Origin of the sequence: Pseudohongiella sp., from assembly GCF_011050365.1 — a bacterium.
In the GTDB taxonomy this organism is placed as follows: Bacteria; Pseudomonadota; Gammaproteobacteria; order Pseudomonadales; family Pseudohongiellaceae; genus Pseudohongiella.
In genome coordinates this window covers 221976-240778 of record NZ_DRFV01000002.1, presented here as the reverse complement: position 1 = coordinate 240778, position 18803 = coordinate 221976, and the positions used below count along the sequence as shown (strand labels likewise).

Below are 18803 nucleotides of genomic sequence, written 5' to 3'. Positions count from 1 at the left end.
GGTTCACGACCACAGCCACGATTCATCACAGGCTGGGTCAAAAGTCTTTTTCCATGATCAGAAAGTCGCCGCCGCGCTCGGCGGGCAGTTGCCGTAGCAGGCGCAACTGTCCGCTTGCCAGCTGTTCTTCGACCAGATCAGAGAAGCTGCGCCGCAGAGTAACCGCGATAATGCTGCCTGGCGCAGCACTGGTTATCAGCACCGGATCCATTTCTCGCTCGACTCGGTCAAATTCCGCGACGCGGCTGCTGTCATAAGCCACCCGTATTTCATTGGTTACCAGGGGGGCGTCGGCGCGGGTGTTCTGCAGCAACCAGGCGGTGGCCTCATCCAGGTGGGCCTTGGATGCACCAAAGGAAATATGCGAGTCGACAGCAGAAAACAGTGCCAGGAAGCCCACGATCCACGCGAACCGTTTTAGTTGTTGATTGGCGGCTGCCAGACTCCAGGCGCGATCGACAATAAAGGGCAGCCACAGCAGCGCAATCAGACAGAACAGCAACGTATAACGTCCGGTCGTAAAGCGCGTCAGCAGAATGAATCCGGTCAGAATCACCAGAGCGGTCAGCAACCAGGCCACAAAAACGACGCTGGCACCGGGGGGCAGCCGATGCAATCGTTTGCGCGCGCCATAGATCAGCAGCGGCGTCACTGCCAGCCCCAGGCCATCTATAATAAATACCAGCAGCAATCCCAGCAGTCCCGCCAGCAAAAAGTAATGTGTGTAGTGATCAACGAACTGCGCCGCGTAATCGCCAAACACGGATCGGCTCAGCTCGTAGGTATTGTCACCCAGCAATTGTGCAATGTTGTTGGCGAAAGGCTGGTAGATACCGGCGAAACTGCGCAACAGTTGTGTCAGTTCGATCCGGCCCTGGCTGGCAACCAGCACCACCACGATGATGGCTACCAGGGCGCTGATTCCGGTGGTCAAGGCAAAGGCCTTGTGGCGGGCCGCAGGTGACTGCGTCGGGTTAAAGTACAGTGCCAGCGGGGTCAATGCCCAGAAGGCGATGGCTTCCGGCCGGAACAGGGTGGCTGTCAGACAGGCGAGGACAAAATAGATACTGTGACGCAAACGCAGTGTCAGCCAGTAGCGCAACAGTTGCAGCATCGCCAGCAGGCTGAACGCGAGGAACCCGGTGTCGCGAATGATCAGGGAGCGAAACTCGTTGAGCAAAGGGAAAGCGAGAATAATAAACACTGACAACCACACCACCCGGTGCGAGGGTGTTGCCGCTGCCACCAGACTGACAAAGGCGACGCTGATGATGGCGAACAGTGCCGCGCCAACCAGGTGTGCTGCGGTAAACATGTCGAGGCCGGTCAGGCTATGGATGCCGGCCAGCAACAGGGAATAGTGCGCCCACTGATAATGCGCGTAAGCGTCAGTTATCCCGCTTTGCAGGGCGATCTCGGCAGCGCGGACGTATTCATAGGCGTCCGGGTTGGGCTGGTCGTTCAGAATCACTGCCAGCCAGGACAGTAACAGGCTGATGATGACGGTGAGCCAGCGAATACGATTGATTCCGCTGACGGGAGGCATGGCATCAGCTCGCATCATTCCCTGTCGCTCCCGGCTGGACTGTCGGCTTTACGCCGATACAGGTCGGGCATGCCGGGCGGCCGTGACTTGAAGCGGCGGTGCAGCCAGATGTATTGCGCCGGTTCTTTTCGTATTGCCTCTTCAATCAGCTCATTGATGCGCCGGGCATCAATATGCTCATCGCCACTGGGGTAGTCGGCCAGCGGCTCGCTGAAATACAGATGGTAACTGGCGTTGTCCGGATTACGGTAATGGGAGAGAAATATAACCGGGGAATTGTTGAAGCTGGCAAACTTTTGCGTGGCGGTAATAGTGGCGGCCTTGGTACCGAAAAAATCAACAAACACGGAATATTTTGCCCCGTAATCCTGATCGGCGGCATACCACACCACATGCCCTTCTTTCAGCCGGCGCAGTGCATGTCTGACTTCCCGGCGCTCGATTACTGCGCCGTACAGTCGCTGACGGCCGCGCTTCATCAGGGCATCAAACAGTGGGTTCTTGTGATACCGGTAGGTGACATCAAAGGGATGCAGCAGCGACATCAGGCAACCGACAAATTCGATGGTGGAGAAATGCGCGCTGACCAGCAGGACTCCTTTCCCTTTTGCCTGCGCGGCCACCAGATTCTCCAGGCCCGTGGCGGTAACGCGATCACGGAAGTCTTCCGGGTTCCGGCACCAGGCCAGACCGATCTCCATAACGCCGATGCCATTGGAAATGAAGGTATCGCGCACCAGTTTTTGCTGTTCGGCCCCGGAAAGCTCGGGGAAGCACAGAGCAATATTGACTTCGCAGATATGGCGGCGGCTGCGTGCGAGCTTATAACTGATCAGTCCCAGGGTGCGGCCAATGGCCATTTGCCAGGAAAAGGGCAGCCGGGCGATACACCAGATGAAACCGTAACCCAGCCAGGTAGGCCAATAACGGGGACCCAGAAAATCGCCCGGTTTTGCGTCTTGTTGTGCTGGTCGTCCCACGCGCTGTCCTATTGTCATTGTGCCGCGACTTGCCAAGCCGCATTGTAGCAGACTCGCGGCGGCCGTGGCGTGCGTGGTTTATGGCGGCATCGGCGAGTGGTATCATGCCTGCTCACGGCGGCTGACAGCAGTCCGCTGCATATAAACGGCGCTGGGCCGCTTGTGCAGGATTTCTCAGGGGAAAGCAATGAAGCTGGAGATGCCTCCTTTTCAGCAGGCGACGGTACTGGTGGTCGGTGATGTCATGCTCGACCGTTACTGGCACGGCAAGGCATCGCGGATATCGCCGGAAGCACCGGTGCCGGTGGTCAAGGTCAACGGGAATGATGACCGGCCGGGCGGCGCTGCCAACGTGGCGCTGAATATCGCGGCGCTGGGCGCTGCGGCGACACTGGCCGGCATTACCGGTCAGGACGAGGCCGGCGAAGAGTTGGCCAGGCGCCTGACTGCTGCGGGTGTGCTGTGTCATTTTCAGACCTCGGCCAGTGCTCCCACCATCACCAAGCTGCGCGTCACCAGCCAGCACCAGCAATTGTTACGGGTCGATTTTGAAGAACCGTTTGCCGACGACGATGTCGCGAGCCTGCAGCAGCAGGCGATTGAGGCGATGTCCGCCTCCCGGGTGCTGATCCTGTCAGACTATGGCAAAGGCACGCTGGGACAAACCCAGGCCCTGATTCAGGCGGCGCGTGAGCGTGATATACCGATTGTGGTGGATCCCAAGGGGCACGATTTCAGCAAATATCGCGGCGCCACTGTGATCACGCCCAATCTCAGCGAATTTGAAGCCGTGGTCGGGCCATGCCGCACTGAAGAGGACGTGGTCAATAAAGGTCAGGCCCTGCGTGAAGAGCTGGCGCTGGATGCACTGTTGATTACCCGCGGCGAGCAAGGCATGACCCTGCTGCAGGCGGGGCGTCCCGTGTTGCATCTGCCGGCGCAGGCGCGCGAGGTATTTGATGTCACCGGCGCCGGCGATACCGTGGTGTCGGTGCTGGCGGCAGCTCTGGCCGCCGGCCAGTCGCTGGAAACCGGCATGGCGCTGGCCAATCTGGCGGCCGGGCTGGTGGTAGCGAAGCTGGGCACCGCTGCCATCAGCGGACCGGAGTTGCGCCGCGCCATCCAGTTACAGGAAGGTACCGGCCGTGGCGTGATGACAGCTGAACAGTTGGCGACAGTAGTAGAAGATGCGCGCGCCCAGGGCGAAAAAATTGTGTTCACCAATGGCTGCTTTGACATTATCCATGCCGGCCACGTGGGTTACCTGGAAGATGCCCGCAAGCAGGGCGACCGACTGATTGTGGCGATCAACGATGACGACTCGGTGCGTCGTCTCAAGGGCAGCGGCCGACCTATAAATCCGGTGGAGCGACGCATGGCCGTGCTGGCAGGGTTGTCGGCAGTAGACTGGGTGGTGAGTTTCCCCGAGGATACGCCCGAATCCCTGCTACAACTACTGCGCCCGGATGTGCTGGTCAAAGGTGGCGACTATTCTGTCGACACGGTCGTGGGCGGCGAATTCGTCCGCAGTTATGGCGGCGAGGTCCGTGTGCTGGCCTTTCTGGATAACTGTTCCACCTCAGCTATTGTCGAGAAAATGAAACAGAGTTGAGCGCCGGTGCCGCGAGACTGGTATGTGCCGGTCTTCCTGTATATGATTTCAGCAGCCTGTGAGCGACCTGGCTGATCTTTACCTGAAACAACAGAATTGGAGCAGATCGTATGTTAAAAACAGTACTCAGTGTGGGCGCTCTGGCGCTGGCCTCAGCTTTGGTGGTTAATGTTTATGCGCAGGACGAGGCGCCACCCACGCCAGCTGAGCTGGCCTCCGGTGCAACCGAGACGAGACAGGCGGTATTCAAGCTGTTGGGCTTTAATATGGCGCCCATCAGTCGCATGGCGCGCGGGGCCATGGAATTTGATGCTGAAATGGCCGAGCGCAATGCCTTGCGCATTGCAGATCTGGCGCCGATGATTCCCGAGGTGTTTGCCGTTTATGACACCCGTGAATTTGATGTCGAGACCGAAGCACTACCGGTGATCTGGGACAACAATGCAGACTTTGCGCAAAAGGCAACAGAGCTGCGGGCTGCAGCCATTACCTTCGCTGAAATAGCGTCCGGTGGTGATCGCAATACCACCATCGCCGCGATCCGCGCCTTCGGCTCAACCTGCGGCAATTGTCATCGCGAATACCGCGTCGACTGACGCGGTATTCAGGGGTAAACAAAGGGTACCGCGTCGACTGATACGGTACCCAGGGGTAAACAAAGAGAACCGGGTCGACGACTGACCCGCTACCCCCGCCGTAACAGAAGATAGCGAACGGCCATAACAAGGTGCTGACTTGACGCTGAAGTTTACGCAGTGTTAGCTTGGTCCGCCGGTAAACGGCTGATCGTCTCTACGTTGGGTATACAAGTGAACAGAAAATTCGTTCTTGCATTCATTCTGCTGCTCAATCACTCCCTTCTGTTCGGGGCGACGCAGAGTGCGCACATACCTGACGTTGACCATCCTCTGGGATACGCCTTTCATCTGGACGAGACTCAGGATTGTCCGCCTCATCTGGGTGAGCTTGCGGATTCAGATACACACGCGGATTCTGATGCTGACACCCATCCTGCCAGCCACGGGCATCCGGGGCATGATCATCACAACCACGGTGTGCACATCCACCTGAGCACCGGCCTGCCATACTCAATTTCACTCAGTTTCGATAATGCGGGCAATGATCAGGTAGCTGCGTGGCAGCCCGCATACGGTTCCATGTCCTACTCCCTCCGGTGCCACCCCCCAACCGTTAAAACTGCATCTTTTATGGACTGATCATCCGTCGCTGACACCGGTGGCGAATGTTCATATGGCATGCTTTTTTAATGGAATCAGTCTGATGAAAATTATCAAACAGTTCGGTGTCGTGTCTCGACATCGGCATCTTGAGGCGTTGTTGTGCACCGCCTGTCTGTTCTGTGCCGGCAGTGCATATGCCGCAGACGGTATGTCGCTGGACGACGCTATCGTAGCCACCCTGACGCGCAGCCCGGAGTTGCTCGCGTTCAATTATGCAATGGATGCGCAGGACGGGCGCATAGTCCAGGCCGGCCTGTCCCCCAGACCTGCACTGGGCGTCAGTGTTGAAAACGTGCTGGGCACCGGCACAGCGCAGGGTTTCTCCGGCACCGAGGCGACAGTGAGTATTGCCTGGGTGTTGGAAGGTGACCTCAGGCAGCGGCGTATTGACACCGCGCGTGCCGGGTCGCAGGTGCTGGCGGCCGAGGCCGATATCATGCGGCTGGACGCTGCGGCTGAAACCGCACGTCACTACACTGACGCGTTGGCACAACAGATGCGTCGTGAGATTGCGGATCAGGCGTTGGCGCTGGCGCAGGAAACGGTTGTGGCCATTCAGGCGCGGGTTGATGCCGGCACGACACTGACGGCGGAATTGTCCCGCGCGCAGGCAGCGTTGGCCCGTCGTGCTTTGTACCGTGAAGATATAGACCACGAACTGGAGGCAGCCTATCACCGACTTGCCGCGCAATGGGGCGAACTGACACCCACATTTGAGCAGGTCGAAGGTGATCCGTTGAATCTGCCCGACCTGGAACCGTTTGACGTACTTGTTGAGCGCATCGAACGTAGTCCGGAGCTGTCGCGCTATCTGTCAGAACAGCGCCTGAACGAGGCGGCGCTTCGGCTGGAGCAGGCGCAAAGCCGGGGCTTGTGGCGCTTCAATGCCGGCATCAAACGTATCCAGAGTACCTCTGATACCGGTTTTGTTGCCGGCGTCACCATTCCGTTGAGCCGGGGCAACAACAACCAGGGCCGTATCGCTGAGGCGCGCGCCAGGCTGCAACGCAGTGAAGCCAGCGAAGAAGCGGCCAGGGTGCGTATACAGACCGCGCTGCTGGTGTTGTACCTGGAACTCGAGCACAGCATACACCGCGTTGAAACCTTGCGTGACAACGTGATTCCCCGCTTCGAAAAAGCCCTGTCCGAATCCCGGCGTGCCTATGAACTGGGGCGCTACAGTTACCTTGAATGGCTGCAGGCACAGAACGATGTGCTTGATTCCCGCAGTGAACTGGCAGAGGCGAGCATACAGGCGCATTTGCGCATGATCGAAATTGAGCGTTTGACGGGCGTGCGTCTGGCACAGGCCGCCACTGCCGAATGAGGAAAAAGAATATGAATTCTATAAAAATGTTTGTCGTGACTTTATTGTTGGCGTCGTGGCTGACTGCCTGCGGTGACAACCAGCAAACTGCCGACTCCGATGCGGTGATACAGGCGCCTGATGAGATGGCAGAAGGTCCCCACGGCGGACGCCTATTGACAGACAACGGGTTCAGCGTCGAGCTGGCGATTCATGAAGCCGGTGTGCCCCCTGAATACCGCGCCTGGGTTTATCAGGACGGTGTGGCCGTGTCGCCGCAAGCGGTTGATCTGCGTGTCACACTCAGCCGGCTCGGTGGCGCTGAGGATGATATCGGGTTTACCGCGCAGGACGAGATGCTGCGCGGCGATACCACTGTATACGAGCCGCACTCGTTCAGCGTTAACGTGCAGGCAAGCTATCAGGGGCAAAGCCACCAATGGTCATATGACAGTTTCGAAGGCCACACACACATTGAACCGGAAGCAAGGGCCGCGCTGGGCATTGCCACCGAACAGGCGGGCCCGGTGACCATGGCAGAACAGATCACGGTCTACGGTCACGTGCGGACCAACACCGATCAGGTTGCCCATGTTGGAGCCCGCTTTGACGGCGAGATAGAACAGGTGCATGCGGGGATCGGTGATCATGTCGACGCCGGTCAACCGCTGCTGGAAGTCGAGAGCAATGAAAGTCTGAATCGTTATACCGTGACTGCGCCCATCAGCGGGTTGGTGACGCAGCGCGACGCCAATGCGGGCGAGCAGACCAATGGCAGGGACTTGCTGGTGATCACTGATCTGTCGTCGGTGTGGGTCGATCTGGCAATCTTTCCCGATAACCGTGCGGATGTCCGTGTGGGCATGGCGGTGACAATTCACACGGGCGAGGCTGCCGCAACGGTCGCCGGCACCATTGCCATGATATTGCCGCAGGTACAGAGTAATCAGGCGGTGACAGCGAGGGTAGTGCTCGACAACAGTGACCGGCAGCTGATTCCCGGCACCTGGGTGAGCGCAGACATCCGCACCGGCGAATTCGAGGTGCCCCTGGCGGTGAGGCGCGAAGCGCTGCAATCCTTCCGGGACTTTACCGTGGTTTATGCCCAATTTGGTAATGACTACGAAGTGCGCATGCTCGACCTGGGGCGGCAATCGGGTGACTGGGCAGAGGTCCTGGGTGGCCTGGCTCCGGGCACTCGCTATGTCACTGAGAACAGCTACATCATCAAAGCTGACGTCGAAAAATCCGGCGCTTCCCACGACCACTGAGGAATCACCATGTTAGCAGCAATTATCAATTTTTCACTGGCCCGCCGGGGCCTGGTGATTGTCCTGGTGGGTTTGTTGATGGGTCTGGGCGTGTGGAACTTCAACCGCCTGCCGATCGACGCCGTCCCCGACATTACCAATGTCCAGGTCGTGGTCAATACGGCTGCGCCCGGCTATACGCCGCTGGAAGTAGAGCAGCGGGTGTCATTCCCGCTGGAAACGGCGATGACGGGAATGCCCAACCTTTCCTATACCCGTTCCCTGTCGCGTTATGGCCTGTCACAGGTGACGGTGGTTTTTGAGGAAGGCACTGATATCTATTTTGCCCGACAGCAGGTCAGTGAACGTCTGGTGTCCGTGCGCGGCTCACTGCCCGCCGCACTGGAGCCCGGGCTTGGACCCATCGCCAGCGGCCTGGGTGAGATATTCATGTTCACCGTGGACGCTGCGCCCGGCGCCACCAACGCAGACGGCTCGCCGGTCACTGAAACAGACCTTCGATCGGTGCACGACTGGATCATCCGGCCGCAACTGTTGCGTGTGCCCGGTGTCGTGGAGATAAATCCGATTGGCGGTTTCAAAAAAGAAATACTGGTGGCACCCAGTCCGGAGAAACTGCTCAGTGTCGGGCTGGACAGTGCCGCTGTGTTTCGCGCGTTGCAGCGTGACAACAACAATCGTGGCACCGGTTTTATTGAGCGTAATGGCGCCCAGTTGCTGATGCGTGTACCGGGGCAGGCGGACACCCTGGAGGATCTGCGCCAGGTTCTGATTACGCAACAGGATGGTGTGCCGATTCGTGTCGGTGATGTCGCTACGGTCAGTATCGGTCGCGAGCTCAGATCAGGTGCTGCGATACACAATGGTCAGGAAGCGGTGCTGAGCACGGTATTCATGCTGATCGGTGAAAACAGCCGAACGGTTGCCAGTGATACCGCTGCACGCCTGGACGAAATCAGGGACACACTGCCGCCGGGTATTGAAGTCAATACCGTCTACGATCGCACCCGTCTGGTGGACAAGACGCTGGCAACAGTGGAAAAAAATCTGCTGGAAGGCGCCTTGCTGGTGATCGCCGTGCTGTTCCTGTTGTTGGGTAATGTGCGTGCTGCGATTCTGACCGCTGCGGTCATCCCGATTGCCATGTTGATGACCATCACCGGTATGGTACAAACCCGTGTCAGCGCCAACCTGATGAGTCTGGGGGCGCTGGACTTTGGTTTGATTATTGATGGCAGTGTGATCATCGTGGAAAACTGCCTGCGCCGTTTGAGTGAGGCCAGTGTTAATGGTCGCCTGGAGCTCAAACAGCGACTGGAAACCGTGTCCGCGGCAACGCGCGAGGTAATCCGGCCGGCGCTGTTCGGGGTGTTCATCATCACCGCCGTGTATATTCCGATCTTTGCCCTGGAAGGCGTCGAGGGGAAAATGTTTCATCCGATGGCGATCACTGTGGTCATTGCGTTGCTCAGCGGTATGCTGCTGTCGATTACCTTTGTGCCGGCCTGCGTCGCCATCCTGTTCAACAAACCGGTAATCGAAAAAAAGAATCCGCTGATGTCGGTGGCGCGCCGGCTCTATGAGCCGACACTGGGCCTGGCGTTGCGGTTTCGCTGGGGCGTTGTGATGCTGGCACTGGCCTTTGTCGGCATCTGCGTGGTGCTTGCCAGCCGGCTGGGCAGTGAGTTCATTCCCAATCTGGATGAAGGTGATATCGCCATGCACGCGTTGCGCATTCCGGGCACCTCTCTGCAACAGTCAATTGACCTGCAGATAGTACTGGAGAATCAGATCCGGGAGCTGCCAGAGGTGGAACGTGTGTTCTCCAAAATCGGCAGCGCCGAGGTGGCCACAGATCCTATGCCGCCAAGCGTGGCCGATACCTTTATCATTCTCAAGGAACGGGAAGAGTGGCCGGATCCGGACAAACTTAAATCGGAGGTGGTGGCCGATCTGGAAGCCCTGGTGGAACAATGGCCGGGCAATCGCTACGAATTTCTCCAGCCCATTCAGATGCGATTTAATGAGTTGCTGGCCGGGGTGCGCAGCGAACTGGCGGTCCAGGTGTTCGGTGATGACTTTGAGCAACTGGTAGCAATAGGCGAACAGATTGAGGATGCCATCAACACCGTGCCCGGTGCCGCCGATGTTGCGCTGGAACAGGCCACAGGCTTGCCGGTGATGACCATTGATCCGCGCCGTGATGCCCTGGCCCGTTATGGCGTCAGCATCGCCCAGCTGCAGGATACGTTGGCCATGGCTCTGGGCGGTGCTGTTGCGGGGACATTCTACGAAGGCGATCAGCGCTCCGATATTGTAGTGCGTCTGCCTGAGTCCATTCGAAACAACCCCGATCGATATGGGGCACTGCCCGTCACGCTGGCTGATGGTGGTTATGTACCGTTGCGCGAACTGGCCACGTTCACCATCGCGGAGGGCTACAACCAGGTGTACCGGGAAAACGGTAAACGCCGCATGGTGGTGTCGGCCAACGTGCGCGACCGCGACCTCGGTTCGTTTGTCACCGATGTACAGCAGGCCGTCGCGCGCAGTGTCGATGTTCCGCCGGGCTACTGGGTTGAATATGGCGGCACCTTCGAGCAGCTGCAGTCAGCATCACAACGTTTGCTGTTGGTGGTGCCGGTGACATTGCTGATCATTGCCATCCTGCTGATGATGGCGTTAGGGTCATTCCGTGATGCCGGCATCATATTCTCGGGTGTCCCGCTGGCGCTGACCGGTGGCGTGCTGGCACTGACCCTGCGCGGTATTCCGTTTTCGATTACGGCAGGCGTCGGCTTTATCGCGTTGTCGGGTATTGCTGTTTTGAACGGCCTGGTCATGCTGTCGTTTATCCGTGATCTGCGCGCGCAGGGGCGCACTCTGGATTCTGCAGTGACGGAGGGCGCTGTGGGCCGTTTGCGCCCCGTGCTGATGACAGCGCTGGTCGCTTCGCTGGGTTTTGTGCCGATGGCCCTGAATACCGGGATTGGGTCTGAGGTTCAGCGACCGCTGGCGACCGTGGTAATCGGCGGTATCATGTCCTCAACCTTGCTGACCCTGGTGGTGTTGCCGGCCCTGTATCGGCTGGTGCACGGCGGACGCAACGCAGTGGCCGAAGTCTAAGGGTTTGCAGAAGGCCGCCCGAGGCCGGCGGCCTTCTGCAGACAACCCGCTGCAAAAATTATTGTGATTGTTGCTTTGACAAGCGCGCAGAAAGGCATACACTGAATTTGAAAGCTTGTATTACCTGATAACTTCCGGACTTTCACGTGTTCATGTCAGCCGTTTACAGAGCCATTGCATTCACAACAGCCTTGTTGTGTGTTGTCTCTTTTGCCAATGCAGAGAGTGTTTCGCCGCAGCCGTCGAAACAAGTCACACACTTTTTTGGTGGTGACGAGGCTATTTGTGCGCGGTTTGAACTCGATGATGTTGAAAGCATCACTTATCCTGATGTTGTCAGCGTTGTTACCCCGACGCAATTTACTGCCGTGCCTCAGCAGGTTCTTCCGGCGTTGCAGCAGTGTTTTACCCTCCATGATATTCGCGGCCCTCCTGCGACAAAATCTCTGATCTAGTTATTTTTTACTGACTGTATTTACGGAAAAATTCGGTACTGACCTGCTGAATTTTTACTCAGGCAGCGGCCATTCAATGCCCGCCAACCGTAATGCGTAGTTGAACATTTTTTGAGATTTTCAGGAGTACGTAATGCACACAATCACTTTATTTCCGGTGGACAGTGTTGCCCACATGGTGCAGCCCGATGAATTCAACGATCTGGACATGAATTCCCCGGCCATCGACTTTTTTACTGATTTCAAGAGCCATCGCCCATTAACGATTGAGGGCTCGACCCTGGCGGTTGATGTCGAAATGCTGATGCGCAAGGCGCATGTGCGAATGAAGCTGGTGGTTGATGCCGACAATGAGTTTACCGGTACCATCAGTACTGACGATCTGAGTGAGACCAATTTCATGATCAGGATTGCCAATGGCGAGCGTCTGGATGAGATAACCGTCAGTGACATGATGTGTCCGAAGCGATCGCTGATGGCGCTGGATATCGAGCAGCTGCAGCGCTCCAGCATCAGCGACATTATTGCAACCCTGCAGCGTTCGGGGCAACAGCATTGCCTGGTGGTTGATCGCAGTCACGATCATATCCGCGGTCTTGTTTCCGCCAGCGATATCGCCAGAAGGCTGCACGTGCCGATCAGGATTGAACGGGTACCGACCTTTGTCGATATCTTCAGAACGGTACATCGTCAGATCATGTAATTTCCGCGCGGAAGGCGTTTTTTTCAGGGGGCTGGCATGCGAATGTCAGCTCCTTTTTTATTGTCCCCGCTTCAGAAATGCCGCCATTGCCTGCCTGTCTTCATCGCTAAGTTGTCCGGTGTTGTGTTCAATTACCGGTTCCATTTTCCCGCCGACGTAGTCGCCATCGGGCTTGAGTCCGATAAACAGAAACAGCGCCAGGTCATCTTCGGACCAGTTTGCCAATGCTTCCGGATTGATCGCCTCAACATGGCCGTCCGGCATATCAGCGCCGGCAAACTCCTGATCAAATGCAGGAATGCCCAGCGCATTGCGTGGGGTGTGGCATTCACCACAATGACCCAGGCTGCGTGTCAGGTAGGCGCCGCGGGCAATCTGGGGATCCTGATAGGTCACGGATGCCGGTTCCGCCATGTCGGCCAGCAGGTTCCAGCCCGCCATCTGCCAGCGGCCGACCCAGACCGGCAGGTCGTGTTCGGGCGCTTGTGCCGCAACCGGTTCCAGGGACATCAGATAGGCGGCGATAGCCAGAGCGTCATCGTCGCTGATATCGGCATAGGCCCGATACGGAAAGGCGGGGAAATAGAAACTGCCGTCGGGGGTGCGGCCATGTTTGAGTGCCAGCAGAAAGTCGCGGCCCTGCCAGTTACCGATGCCGGTGTCCGGGTCAGGTGTAATATTGGAGGCATAAAAGGTGCCGAAGGGTGACTCGATGGCCATGCCGCCGCTCAGACTGCCGTTGTCATCTTCATGACAACTGATGCAACCACCGGCATGGACCAGATAGCGGCCACGTTCAATCGCGTCGTCCCCATTGGGCACGGTGGCGTCAGCAACGGATGGTGAGCGCAGGAAAATGCCAATGCCAACACCGGCGATGGCGATCAATACAAACAACAACCGGGTCTTCAAAACGCCTTACCTCATCGATGCATGCTGAGGCTAAAAGCCTATCACAGTCCTGCCATAAAAAACGGGCGGAGAGCATCAGCTTCCCGCCCGTTTTTGTTCGTCGATACCCGTTATCAGTCGGGCAGGGCAACCGCAGTCAGAGTGCTGCCGGTTTGCAGCATCACGTACTGTTTGCCATTGTGCATGTAACTGGACATGCCGAAGTTGCTGTTCTCAGGCACTTCCACCCGACCTATCTCTTCGCCGGTCATCTTGTCGACGGCGAACAGGTAAGGGGTATCGCCTGCCCCCAGGCCGGCATACAGCAGCATGCCGGGCGTGACAGTCATGGGTGCCAGGGCACCGGTGCCGGTATTGCCCAGGTTCACGCCTGCCAGCGCCGGGTGGTTTTTGATGCGGTCCGGCGTCTCGCCGACCGGAATCATCCACAGATGCTCCCCGGTGTTCATGTCGATCGCGGTGATGCGGCTATATGGCGGCTGATACAGCGGCAGCCCCTGAGGACCACGCACCGGCAGCGCGCGCAGCGATGCGTAGCGCGAGAATGTTGTACCGGTAGGCAATTCAATCATGGCGTCACGTTCCTGGGCCGCGGTCACCATGCGCGATGAGCAGGCCGAACGCGACGTCACATACAGAATACCGTTGACCGGATCAGCCACAGCAGGGCCAGGAATGTTGGCACCGCCGCCATCACCGGGACACCACAACGCCGCTACTTTGCCCAGGTCATTGTCGCGGTGCAGCGGTGGATTGAACAGCGGACCGATCTCATAGTCGGCAATAGCTTCAATCGCCTGCGCGCGTAACTCGGGCGTAAAGTTGATCAGGTTGTCTTCGGTCAGGCCCTGCATGTCAAACGGTGCCGGTTTGGTCGGGAAGGGCTGGGTGGCAGCCAGCTGCTCGCCCGGAATCCGCGATTGCGGTACCGGCCGTTCTTCGATGGGCCACAACGGTTCACCGGTGAGCCGGTTGAAGGCATAAACAAAGGCCTGCTTGGTGGCCTGCGCGATGGCGGGCACGGTGCGGCCGTCAATCTCCACATCAAGCAGCACAGGTGCGGTGGGTGTGTCGTAGTTCCACACATCGTGATGCACAAACTGGAAGTGCCAGACGCGCTCACCGGTTTCGGCATCCATGGCAATGATGCTGGTACCGAACAGGTTGTCGCCCGGGGCGTGACCACCGTAGTAGTCAATGGTCGGCGGGTTGGTCACCGCATACACAATACCGGCTTCGACATCGGCGGACAGCGGCGCCCAGGGGGACACTTCACCGGTCAGCTCGCGCGGATTGGGGATGCCTTCCCAGGTTTCGATGCCGAATTCGCCGGCTTCAGGAATGGCATTGAACTTCCATTTGAAATCACCGGTTTTGGTATCAAACGCAAGAATGTCACCGGGGATATTCTCGATACGGGTCTGGTTGTAACCCTGTTCGGCCGAGTTACCGACAACCACGGTGTTGTTCACCACAATGGGCGGTGACGAGGCGGTGATATAACCTTCGTCCAGCGGGATTCCGTAGTAGGGGTCAAAATCATAACCCATGTACTCGGCGATGATACGTTGCATGTCGACAACACCGGTCTCAGGGAAGCCTTCCAGACCGACCGGGCCACCAAAGCCTTCCAGCGGGGCGCCGGTCTCGGCATCCAGTGCGGTCAGGAAAAAGGCCGGGCTGATGATATAGATGACGCCTTTGCCATCGACTTCGCCATATGCAACACCCTTGCCGTAGTCTTTACGCATGGAGTATTCGTGGCGGAAGGTATGCGGTTCGCGGTAGGACCAGATGGTTTCGCCGGTTTCCGGATCAATGGCAACGACATGGCGGCGTTCACCGGCCACCGTGAACAGTTTGCCATCCACGTAGCTGGGGGTGGAGCGGCCGCTGGAAGAATTGAAGCTGGCGCCATCCCAGACCCAGGCAGTTTCCAGTTCGGTAAAGTTGTCGGCGTTGATCTGATCTGCCGGCGTGTAGCGGGTATGTGCGTGATCACCGCCCAGCGTCACCCACTCGACATTGTCTTGCGCGCTCAATGTGGCGGAAGCGGTCAGGCCAACGGTCAATGCCAGCGCACTGGCCAGGCGCAACCCCACGCCCGGCAGGCCAGAGCCGGCTCTGTTTGTTTTTATCATTGTGTAACTCCCATTTTTATTTTTTGTTACCTGCCGAAGACTATGCCTGTCTGTAGGCATCTGCAAGTGTCAATTGATCACAGTTACTGTTGCGAGCGCTTGTTATGTATACTTTCCCGACAAAAAACGACAGGGGAAAGCTCAGTGGCGATTGCAACAAATGAAGTGACGACAGGCGATGGCGCAGCACTGGACGTTATCATCGTCGGCGCCGGCCTGTCCGGCATAGGCGCTGCGGTACATCTGCAACACAACTGTCCCGGCAAAAGCTACCGGATCCTGGAAGCGCGCGCAGACATGGGCGGCACCTGGGACCTGTTTCGGTATCCGGGCATTCGTTCCGACAGTGACATGCACACCCTGGGTTATCGCTTCAAACCCTGGCGCGCGGCCAAGGCCATCGCTGATGGCCCTGCCATTCTCGATTACGTTAAGGAAACCGCGTCAGAACACGGCATCAACAGCCATATCCGTTATCAGCACAAACTGCTGGCGGCAAACTGGTCGGAGCAGGAGGCACTGTGGACATTGACGGTTGCCGTTGACGGCCAGTCAGACACCACGCTGCGCTGCCGCATGTTATTGATGTGCTCGGGATATTACAGTTATGAGCAGGGCTATACGCCCACGTTTGAGGGTCGAGATGATTTCAAGGGCCCGGTCGTGCATCCCCAGCACTGGCCACAGGATCTGGATTACAAAAACAAGCGGGTGGTGATCATCGGGTCCGGCGCCACCGCGATGACACTGGCGCCCGCCATGGCCGACAAGGCCGCGCACATCACGGTGCTGCAGCGCTCCCCCACGTATGTGGTCTCACGGCCGGACCGGGATGTCATTGCCAATACCCTGCGCAAGCTGATGCCCGAGACCTGGGCGTATGCCATCACACGCTGGAAAAATGTGGTGATGCAGCAGTTCGTTTACCGTCGCTCGCGAACCAGGCCGGCGCAATTGAAAGAAAAACTGGTGCAGATGGTCAGCAGGGAACTGGGTCCGGACTACGATGTTGCCACGCATTTCACGCCCAGCTACAACCCCTGGGATCAGCGTTTGTGTCTGGTGCCCAATGCCGACCTGTTTCACTCCATCAAACGGGGTGACACCGAAATGGTGACGGACCATATCGAGCGCTTTACCGAACAGGGCATTGTGTTGAAAAGTGGCCGGGAGTTGCCGGCCGATATTATTGTGACGGCAACCGGACTCAACCTGAAAGTGCTGGGCGGCGTCGATTTCAGCGTCGACGGCAAGCCCCTGGATTTTGCCGACACCTGGTCCTACAAAGGCCTGATGTATTCCGGCGTGCCCAATCTGGTGTTCACCTTTGGTTATATCAATGCATCGTGGACCTTGCGCGCCGACCTCACCGCGGAGTTCTTCTGCCGGCTGGTAAATCATCTGGATGCCACCGGCACCCGCAGTTGCCGGCCCGAGTTACGCGAGGCGGACAAACAGATGCCAGCACGGCCTTTCATCGACGATTTTTCTGCCGGTTATATGCAGCGTATGATGCACCGTTTTCCGAAGCAGGGTGATCGGGAGCCCTGGGTCAATACTCAGGACTACTCGCGTGACCGCAAACTTTTACGGCACGGTACGCTGGAAGACGGCGTATTGAGTTTTCGCTAGAGGACCCGGCGGCAGGCAATCAGCTTAGCGGCTGACTGCCTGCGCGGTGCGTGACGCGTGTGCGGGCAGCGACTGTGCGCCCTGGTAACCACGTTCCAGTGCCTGCCAGTGCCGTGATTCGAAATGGAAGGCTGGTTGCTGTTTCTTCCACTTCTGCAACGACCGTCGCAATCGGCTCAGGTTGCTTTGACACCAGCCATGATCATGCGCGGCGCGGATATGGCTTTTGTCAAAATCGATCAGGTAGATCTGGCCGGGGGCGTTGAGCAGAATATTGCAGGCATTCAGGTCGGCATGGTCTACATGATGCTGATGGAAGCGACGGATAACCAGGCCGATCGCCTCCCACGTCTTCTCCGGCAAGGCTTCCTGACATAACAGCTCGGCCAGAGTGCGCGCGTTGCAGATACGCTCAACAATGACATCACCCTGATAGGTCAACGGCGAAGTCTTGATGCAGCGCGCCGCGATCGGGCGGGGCACGGGCAGACCAAGGTCACGCATTTGCGCCAGCAACTCGAATTCCTGCCACATACGGGCCTTTTTCAGGCCGCTGAAGAGATAGGTTTTGCTGACGAAACGGCCAACCAGACCACCGCGGTGGTAGCGCTTCAGGACCAGTTCCCGGCCTTCATGTTCAAAGAATTCGACAGTACCGCGGCCCTGCGCATCGCTGCAGATATGGGCGACGTGGCTGGCTGTGGTCTCGAAAATGGAGTCGCAAAAAGCACTGAGCACATTCTGATTGAACAGCACGTATTGATTACGACTCTTGTATTGGGTATATCGCATCGATTCACTTTAACATGTTGAGGTTGTCAACAAGGTGACAAGCAGGTGTCTTTATTGTTGTTATAAACGGATGGTGTTATCCCTGATTCAGTCAGGTGCTGATTCCTGCAGCACAGTCGAGAGATTAACCTGCATTTTTCCGCTAAGATAGTCCTTTTTTGTCAAAAGCTGTGCAATATGAATGAATTCAAGGTGCCCGAACCGCGTTGGAGCGACGCTGTGCAGGGCCGGTTTCTGCGCCTGGCGGCCAGTGGTCTGGTGCCGGCGAGCTGGTTCCTGAAGCAACTGCCGGGGCCGGAACAACGCGCTGCGCGTGAGGGCCGGCTGCATGTGGAGATTGTCAGCCACTGCTGGAACTACGCCCATATGCTGGTGTACCAGCTCAGCTCGCTGGTGCTGTTTCCGCCGCAAAACATCGATGTCACGATGACCGTGTACTATGGCGAGGAAGACGAGCTGACGGTGGCATTGCTGGAGCACTTTGCCTGCCAGAATGTGCCCGGTGTGCGCTGGAACTGGCAGAAATTGCCACGCCAGGCGCTGTTTCGCCGTGCCATAGGTCGTAACATGGCGGCAAAAAACAGCATCGCGGATTGGGTCTGGTTTACCGACTGTGATGTGTTGTTTCGTGACGGCTGCCTGGACGGCCTTGCGGCCGCGCTGCAGGGGCGGCGTGACGCGCTGGTGTTTCCGTCCTCCGAGTACTGCACCGGGCTGTTGCCGCCTGAGGCACCGCTGCTGTCGCCGGTGATGGCGCCGATGCAAACGCTGGACGTTGATCCGTCACTGTTTTCGCATTTTCCGCGTGACCGTGCCACCGGCCCTCTGCAGATTACGCACGGCGATGTCGCCCGCGCCGTGGGTTATTGCGAAAGTCTGCCGTACTATCAGCAGCCGTCCGATACCTGGTGCAAGGCCTATGAAGACCGGGCGTTTCGCTGGCTGTTGCGCACGCAGGGCGAGCCAATAACAGTGCCCGGTGTGTTCCGGATTCGGCATGTGGCCAAGGGACGTTATACCGGCAGCAAACTCAATACCGGCCTGCGCAGCGGTCTGCGCAGGCTGGTGGCCAGGCTGAAAGGCTGA

The 18803-nt window shown here is 57.9% G+C and carries 14 protein-coding genes; 9 read left to right on the top strand and 5 right to left on the bottom strand.

Annotated features, from left to right (window positions below; genetic code table 11):
• Positions 1–37: 37 nt before the first annotated feature.
• Both ENH71_RS02495 and lpxL read right to left on the bottom strand, forming a co-directional pair.
• Positions 38–1564, bottom strand: coding sequence for a hypothetical protein (locus ENH71_RS02495; RefSeq protein WP_294136672.1), 1527 nt, complete (start codon positions 1562–1564; stop codon positions 38–40).
• Positions 1561–2544, bottom strand: coding sequence for an LpxL/LpxP family Kdo(2)-lipid IV(A) lauroyl/palmitoleoyl acyltransferase (gene lpxL, locus ENH71_RS02490; RefSeq protein ID WP_294136673.1), 984 nt, complete (start codon positions 2542–2544; stop codon positions 1561–1563). Before lpxL ends, ENH71_RS02495 begins: the two co-directional genes overlap by 4 nt.
• Positions 2545–2713: 169 nt before the next feature.
• On the opposite strand from lpxL, the gene hldE reads away from it, so the two are divergent.
• From hldE to ENH71_RS02455, 7 genes are all read left to right on the top strand, one after another.
• Positions 2714–4138 carry a bifunctional D-glycero-beta-D-manno-heptose-7-phosphate kinase/D-glycero-beta-D-manno-heptose 1-phosphate adenylyltransferase HldE gene (gene hldE, locus ENH71_RS02485; protein ID WP_294136674.1) on the top strand — a complete coding sequence of 475 codons (1425 nt, stop codon included), beginning with the start codon at positions 2714–2716 and terminating at the stop codon, positions 4136–4138.
• A gap of 110 nt (positions 4139–4248) precedes the next feature.
• Complete coding sequence (locus ENH71_RS02480; protein ID WP_294136675.1) at positions 4249–4734, top strand: c-type cytochrome; 486 nt, start codon at positions 4249–4251, stop codon at positions 4732–4734.
• Positions 4735–5419: 685 nt separating this feature from the next.
• Complete coding sequence (locus ENH71_RS02475; protein WP_294136676.1) at positions 5420–6706, top strand: TolC family protein; 1287 nt, start codon at positions 5420–5422, stop codon at positions 6704–6706.
• 11 nt (positions 6707–6717) lie between these two features.
• Positions 6718–7956, top strand: a complete 1239-nt coding sequence (locus ENH71_RS02470; RefSeq protein WP_294136678.1) for an efflux RND transporter periplasmic adaptor subunit — start codon at positions 6718–6720, stop codon at positions 7954–7956.
• Positions 7957–7965: 9 nt separating this feature from the next.
• A complete protein-coding gene (locus tag ENH71_RS02465) occupies positions 7966–11082 on the top strand; it encodes an efflux RND transporter permease subunit (RefSeq protein ID WP_294136679.1) in 3117 nt (1038 codons plus the stop codon).
• Positions 11083–11234: 152 nt separating this feature from the next.
• Complete coding sequence (locus ENH71_RS02460; RefSeq protein WP_294136680.1) at positions 11235–11537, top strand: hypothetical protein; 303 nt, start codon at positions 11235–11237, stop codon at positions 11535–11537.
• Between the two features lie 133 nt (positions 11538–11670).
• The gene (locus ENH71_RS02455) at positions 11671–12240 is read left to right on the top strand and encodes a CBS domain-containing protein (protein ID WP_294136681.1); all 570 of its coding nucleotides are present in this window, start codon (positions 11671–11673) and stop codon (positions 12238–12240) included.
• A 57-nt stretch (positions 12241–12297) separates the two neighbouring features.
• Here the strand turns inward: ENH71_RS02455 and ENH71_RS02450 are convergent, their stop codons facing one another.
• Positions 12298–13152: a cytochrome c gene (locus ENH71_RS02450; RefSeq protein ID WP_294136683.1), complete on the bottom strand. Its 855-nt coding sequence runs from the start codon at positions 13150–13152 to the stop codon at positions 12298–12300.
• Positions 13153–13265: 113 nt separating this feature from the next.
• A complete protein-coding gene (locus tag ENH71_RS02445; RefSeq protein WP_294136684.1) occupies positions 13266–15293 on the bottom strand; it encodes a BamB-related PQQ repeat family beta-propellar protein in 2028 nt (675 codons plus the stop codon).
• 144 nt (positions 15294–15437) lie between these two features.
• Here ENH71_RS02445 and ENH71_RS02440 point away from each other — a divergent pair, with 144 nt between their 5' ends.
• Positions 15438–16925, top strand: coding sequence for a flavin-containing monooxygenase (locus tag ENH71_RS02440; protein WP_294136685.1), 1488 nt, complete (start codon positions 15438–15440; stop codon positions 16923–16925).
• 24 nt (positions 16926–16949) lie between these two features.
• Here the strand turns inward: ENH71_RS02440 and ENH71_RS02435 are convergent, their stop codons facing one another.
• On the bottom strand, positions 16950–17717 hold the full coding sequence (locus ENH71_RS02435) for a 3-deoxy-D-manno-octulosonic acid kinase (RefSeq protein ID WP_294136687.1): 768 nt from the start codon (positions 17715–17717) through the stop codon (positions 16950–16952).
• Positions 17718–17894: 177 nt separating this feature from the next.
• Here ENH71_RS02435 and ENH71_RS02430 point away from each other — a divergent pair, with 177 nt between their 5' ends.
• Complete coding sequence (locus ENH71_RS02430; RefSeq protein WP_294136689.1) at positions 17895–18803, top strand: glycosyltransferase family A protein; 909 nt, start codon at positions 17895–17897, stop codon at positions 18801–18803.

Excerpts from the sequence above, each read along its gene's own strand:
- ENH71_RS02495 (WP_294136672.1), bottom strand. The coding sequence starts at position 1,564 with ATGATGCGAGCTGATGCCATGCCTCCCGTCAGCGGAATCAATCGTATT.
- lpxL (WP_294136673.1), bottom strand. The coding sequence starts at position 2,544 with ATGACAATAGGACAGCGCGTGGGACGACCAGCACAACAAGACGCAAAA.
- hldE (WP_294136674.1), top strand. The coding sequence starts at position 2,714 with ATGAAGCTGGAGATGCCTCCTTTTCAGCAGGCGACGGTACTGGTGGTC.
- ENH71_RS02480 (WP_294136675.1), top strand. The coding sequence starts at position 4,249 with ATGTTAAAAACAGTACTCAGTGTGGGCGCTCTGGCGCTGGCCTCAGCT.
- ENH71_RS02475 (WP_294136676.1), top strand. The coding sequence starts at position 5,420 with ATGAAAATTATCAAACAGTTCGGTGTCGTGTCTCGACATCGGCATCTT.
- ENH71_RS02470 (WP_294136678.1), top strand. The coding sequence starts at position 6,718 with ATGAATTCTATAAAAATGTTTGTCGTGACTTTATTGTTGGCGTCGTGG.
- ENH71_RS02465 (WP_294136679.1), top strand. The coding sequence starts at position 7,966 with ATGTTAGCAGCAATTATCAATTTTTCACTGGCCCGCCGGGGCCTGGTG.
- ENH71_RS02460 (WP_294136680.1), top strand. The coding sequence starts at position 11,235 with ATGTCAGCCGTTTACAGAGCCATTGCATTCACAACAGCCTTGTTGTGT.
- ENH71_RS02455 (WP_294136681.1), top strand. The coding sequence starts at position 11,671 with ATGCACACAATCACTTTATTTCCGGTGGACAGTGTTGCCCACATGGTG.
- ENH71_RS02445 (WP_294136684.1), bottom strand. The coding sequence starts at position 15,293 with ATGATAAAAACAAACAGAGCCGGCTCTGGCCTGCCGGGCGTGGGGTTG.
- ENH71_RS02435 (WP_294136687.1), bottom strand. The coding sequence starts at position 17,717 with ATGCGATATACCCAATACAAGAGTCGTAATCAATACGTGCTGTTCAAT.
- ENH71_RS02430 (WP_294136689.1), top strand. The coding sequence starts at position 17,895 with ATGAATGAATTCAAGGTGCCCGAACCGCGTTGGAGCGACGCTGTGCAG.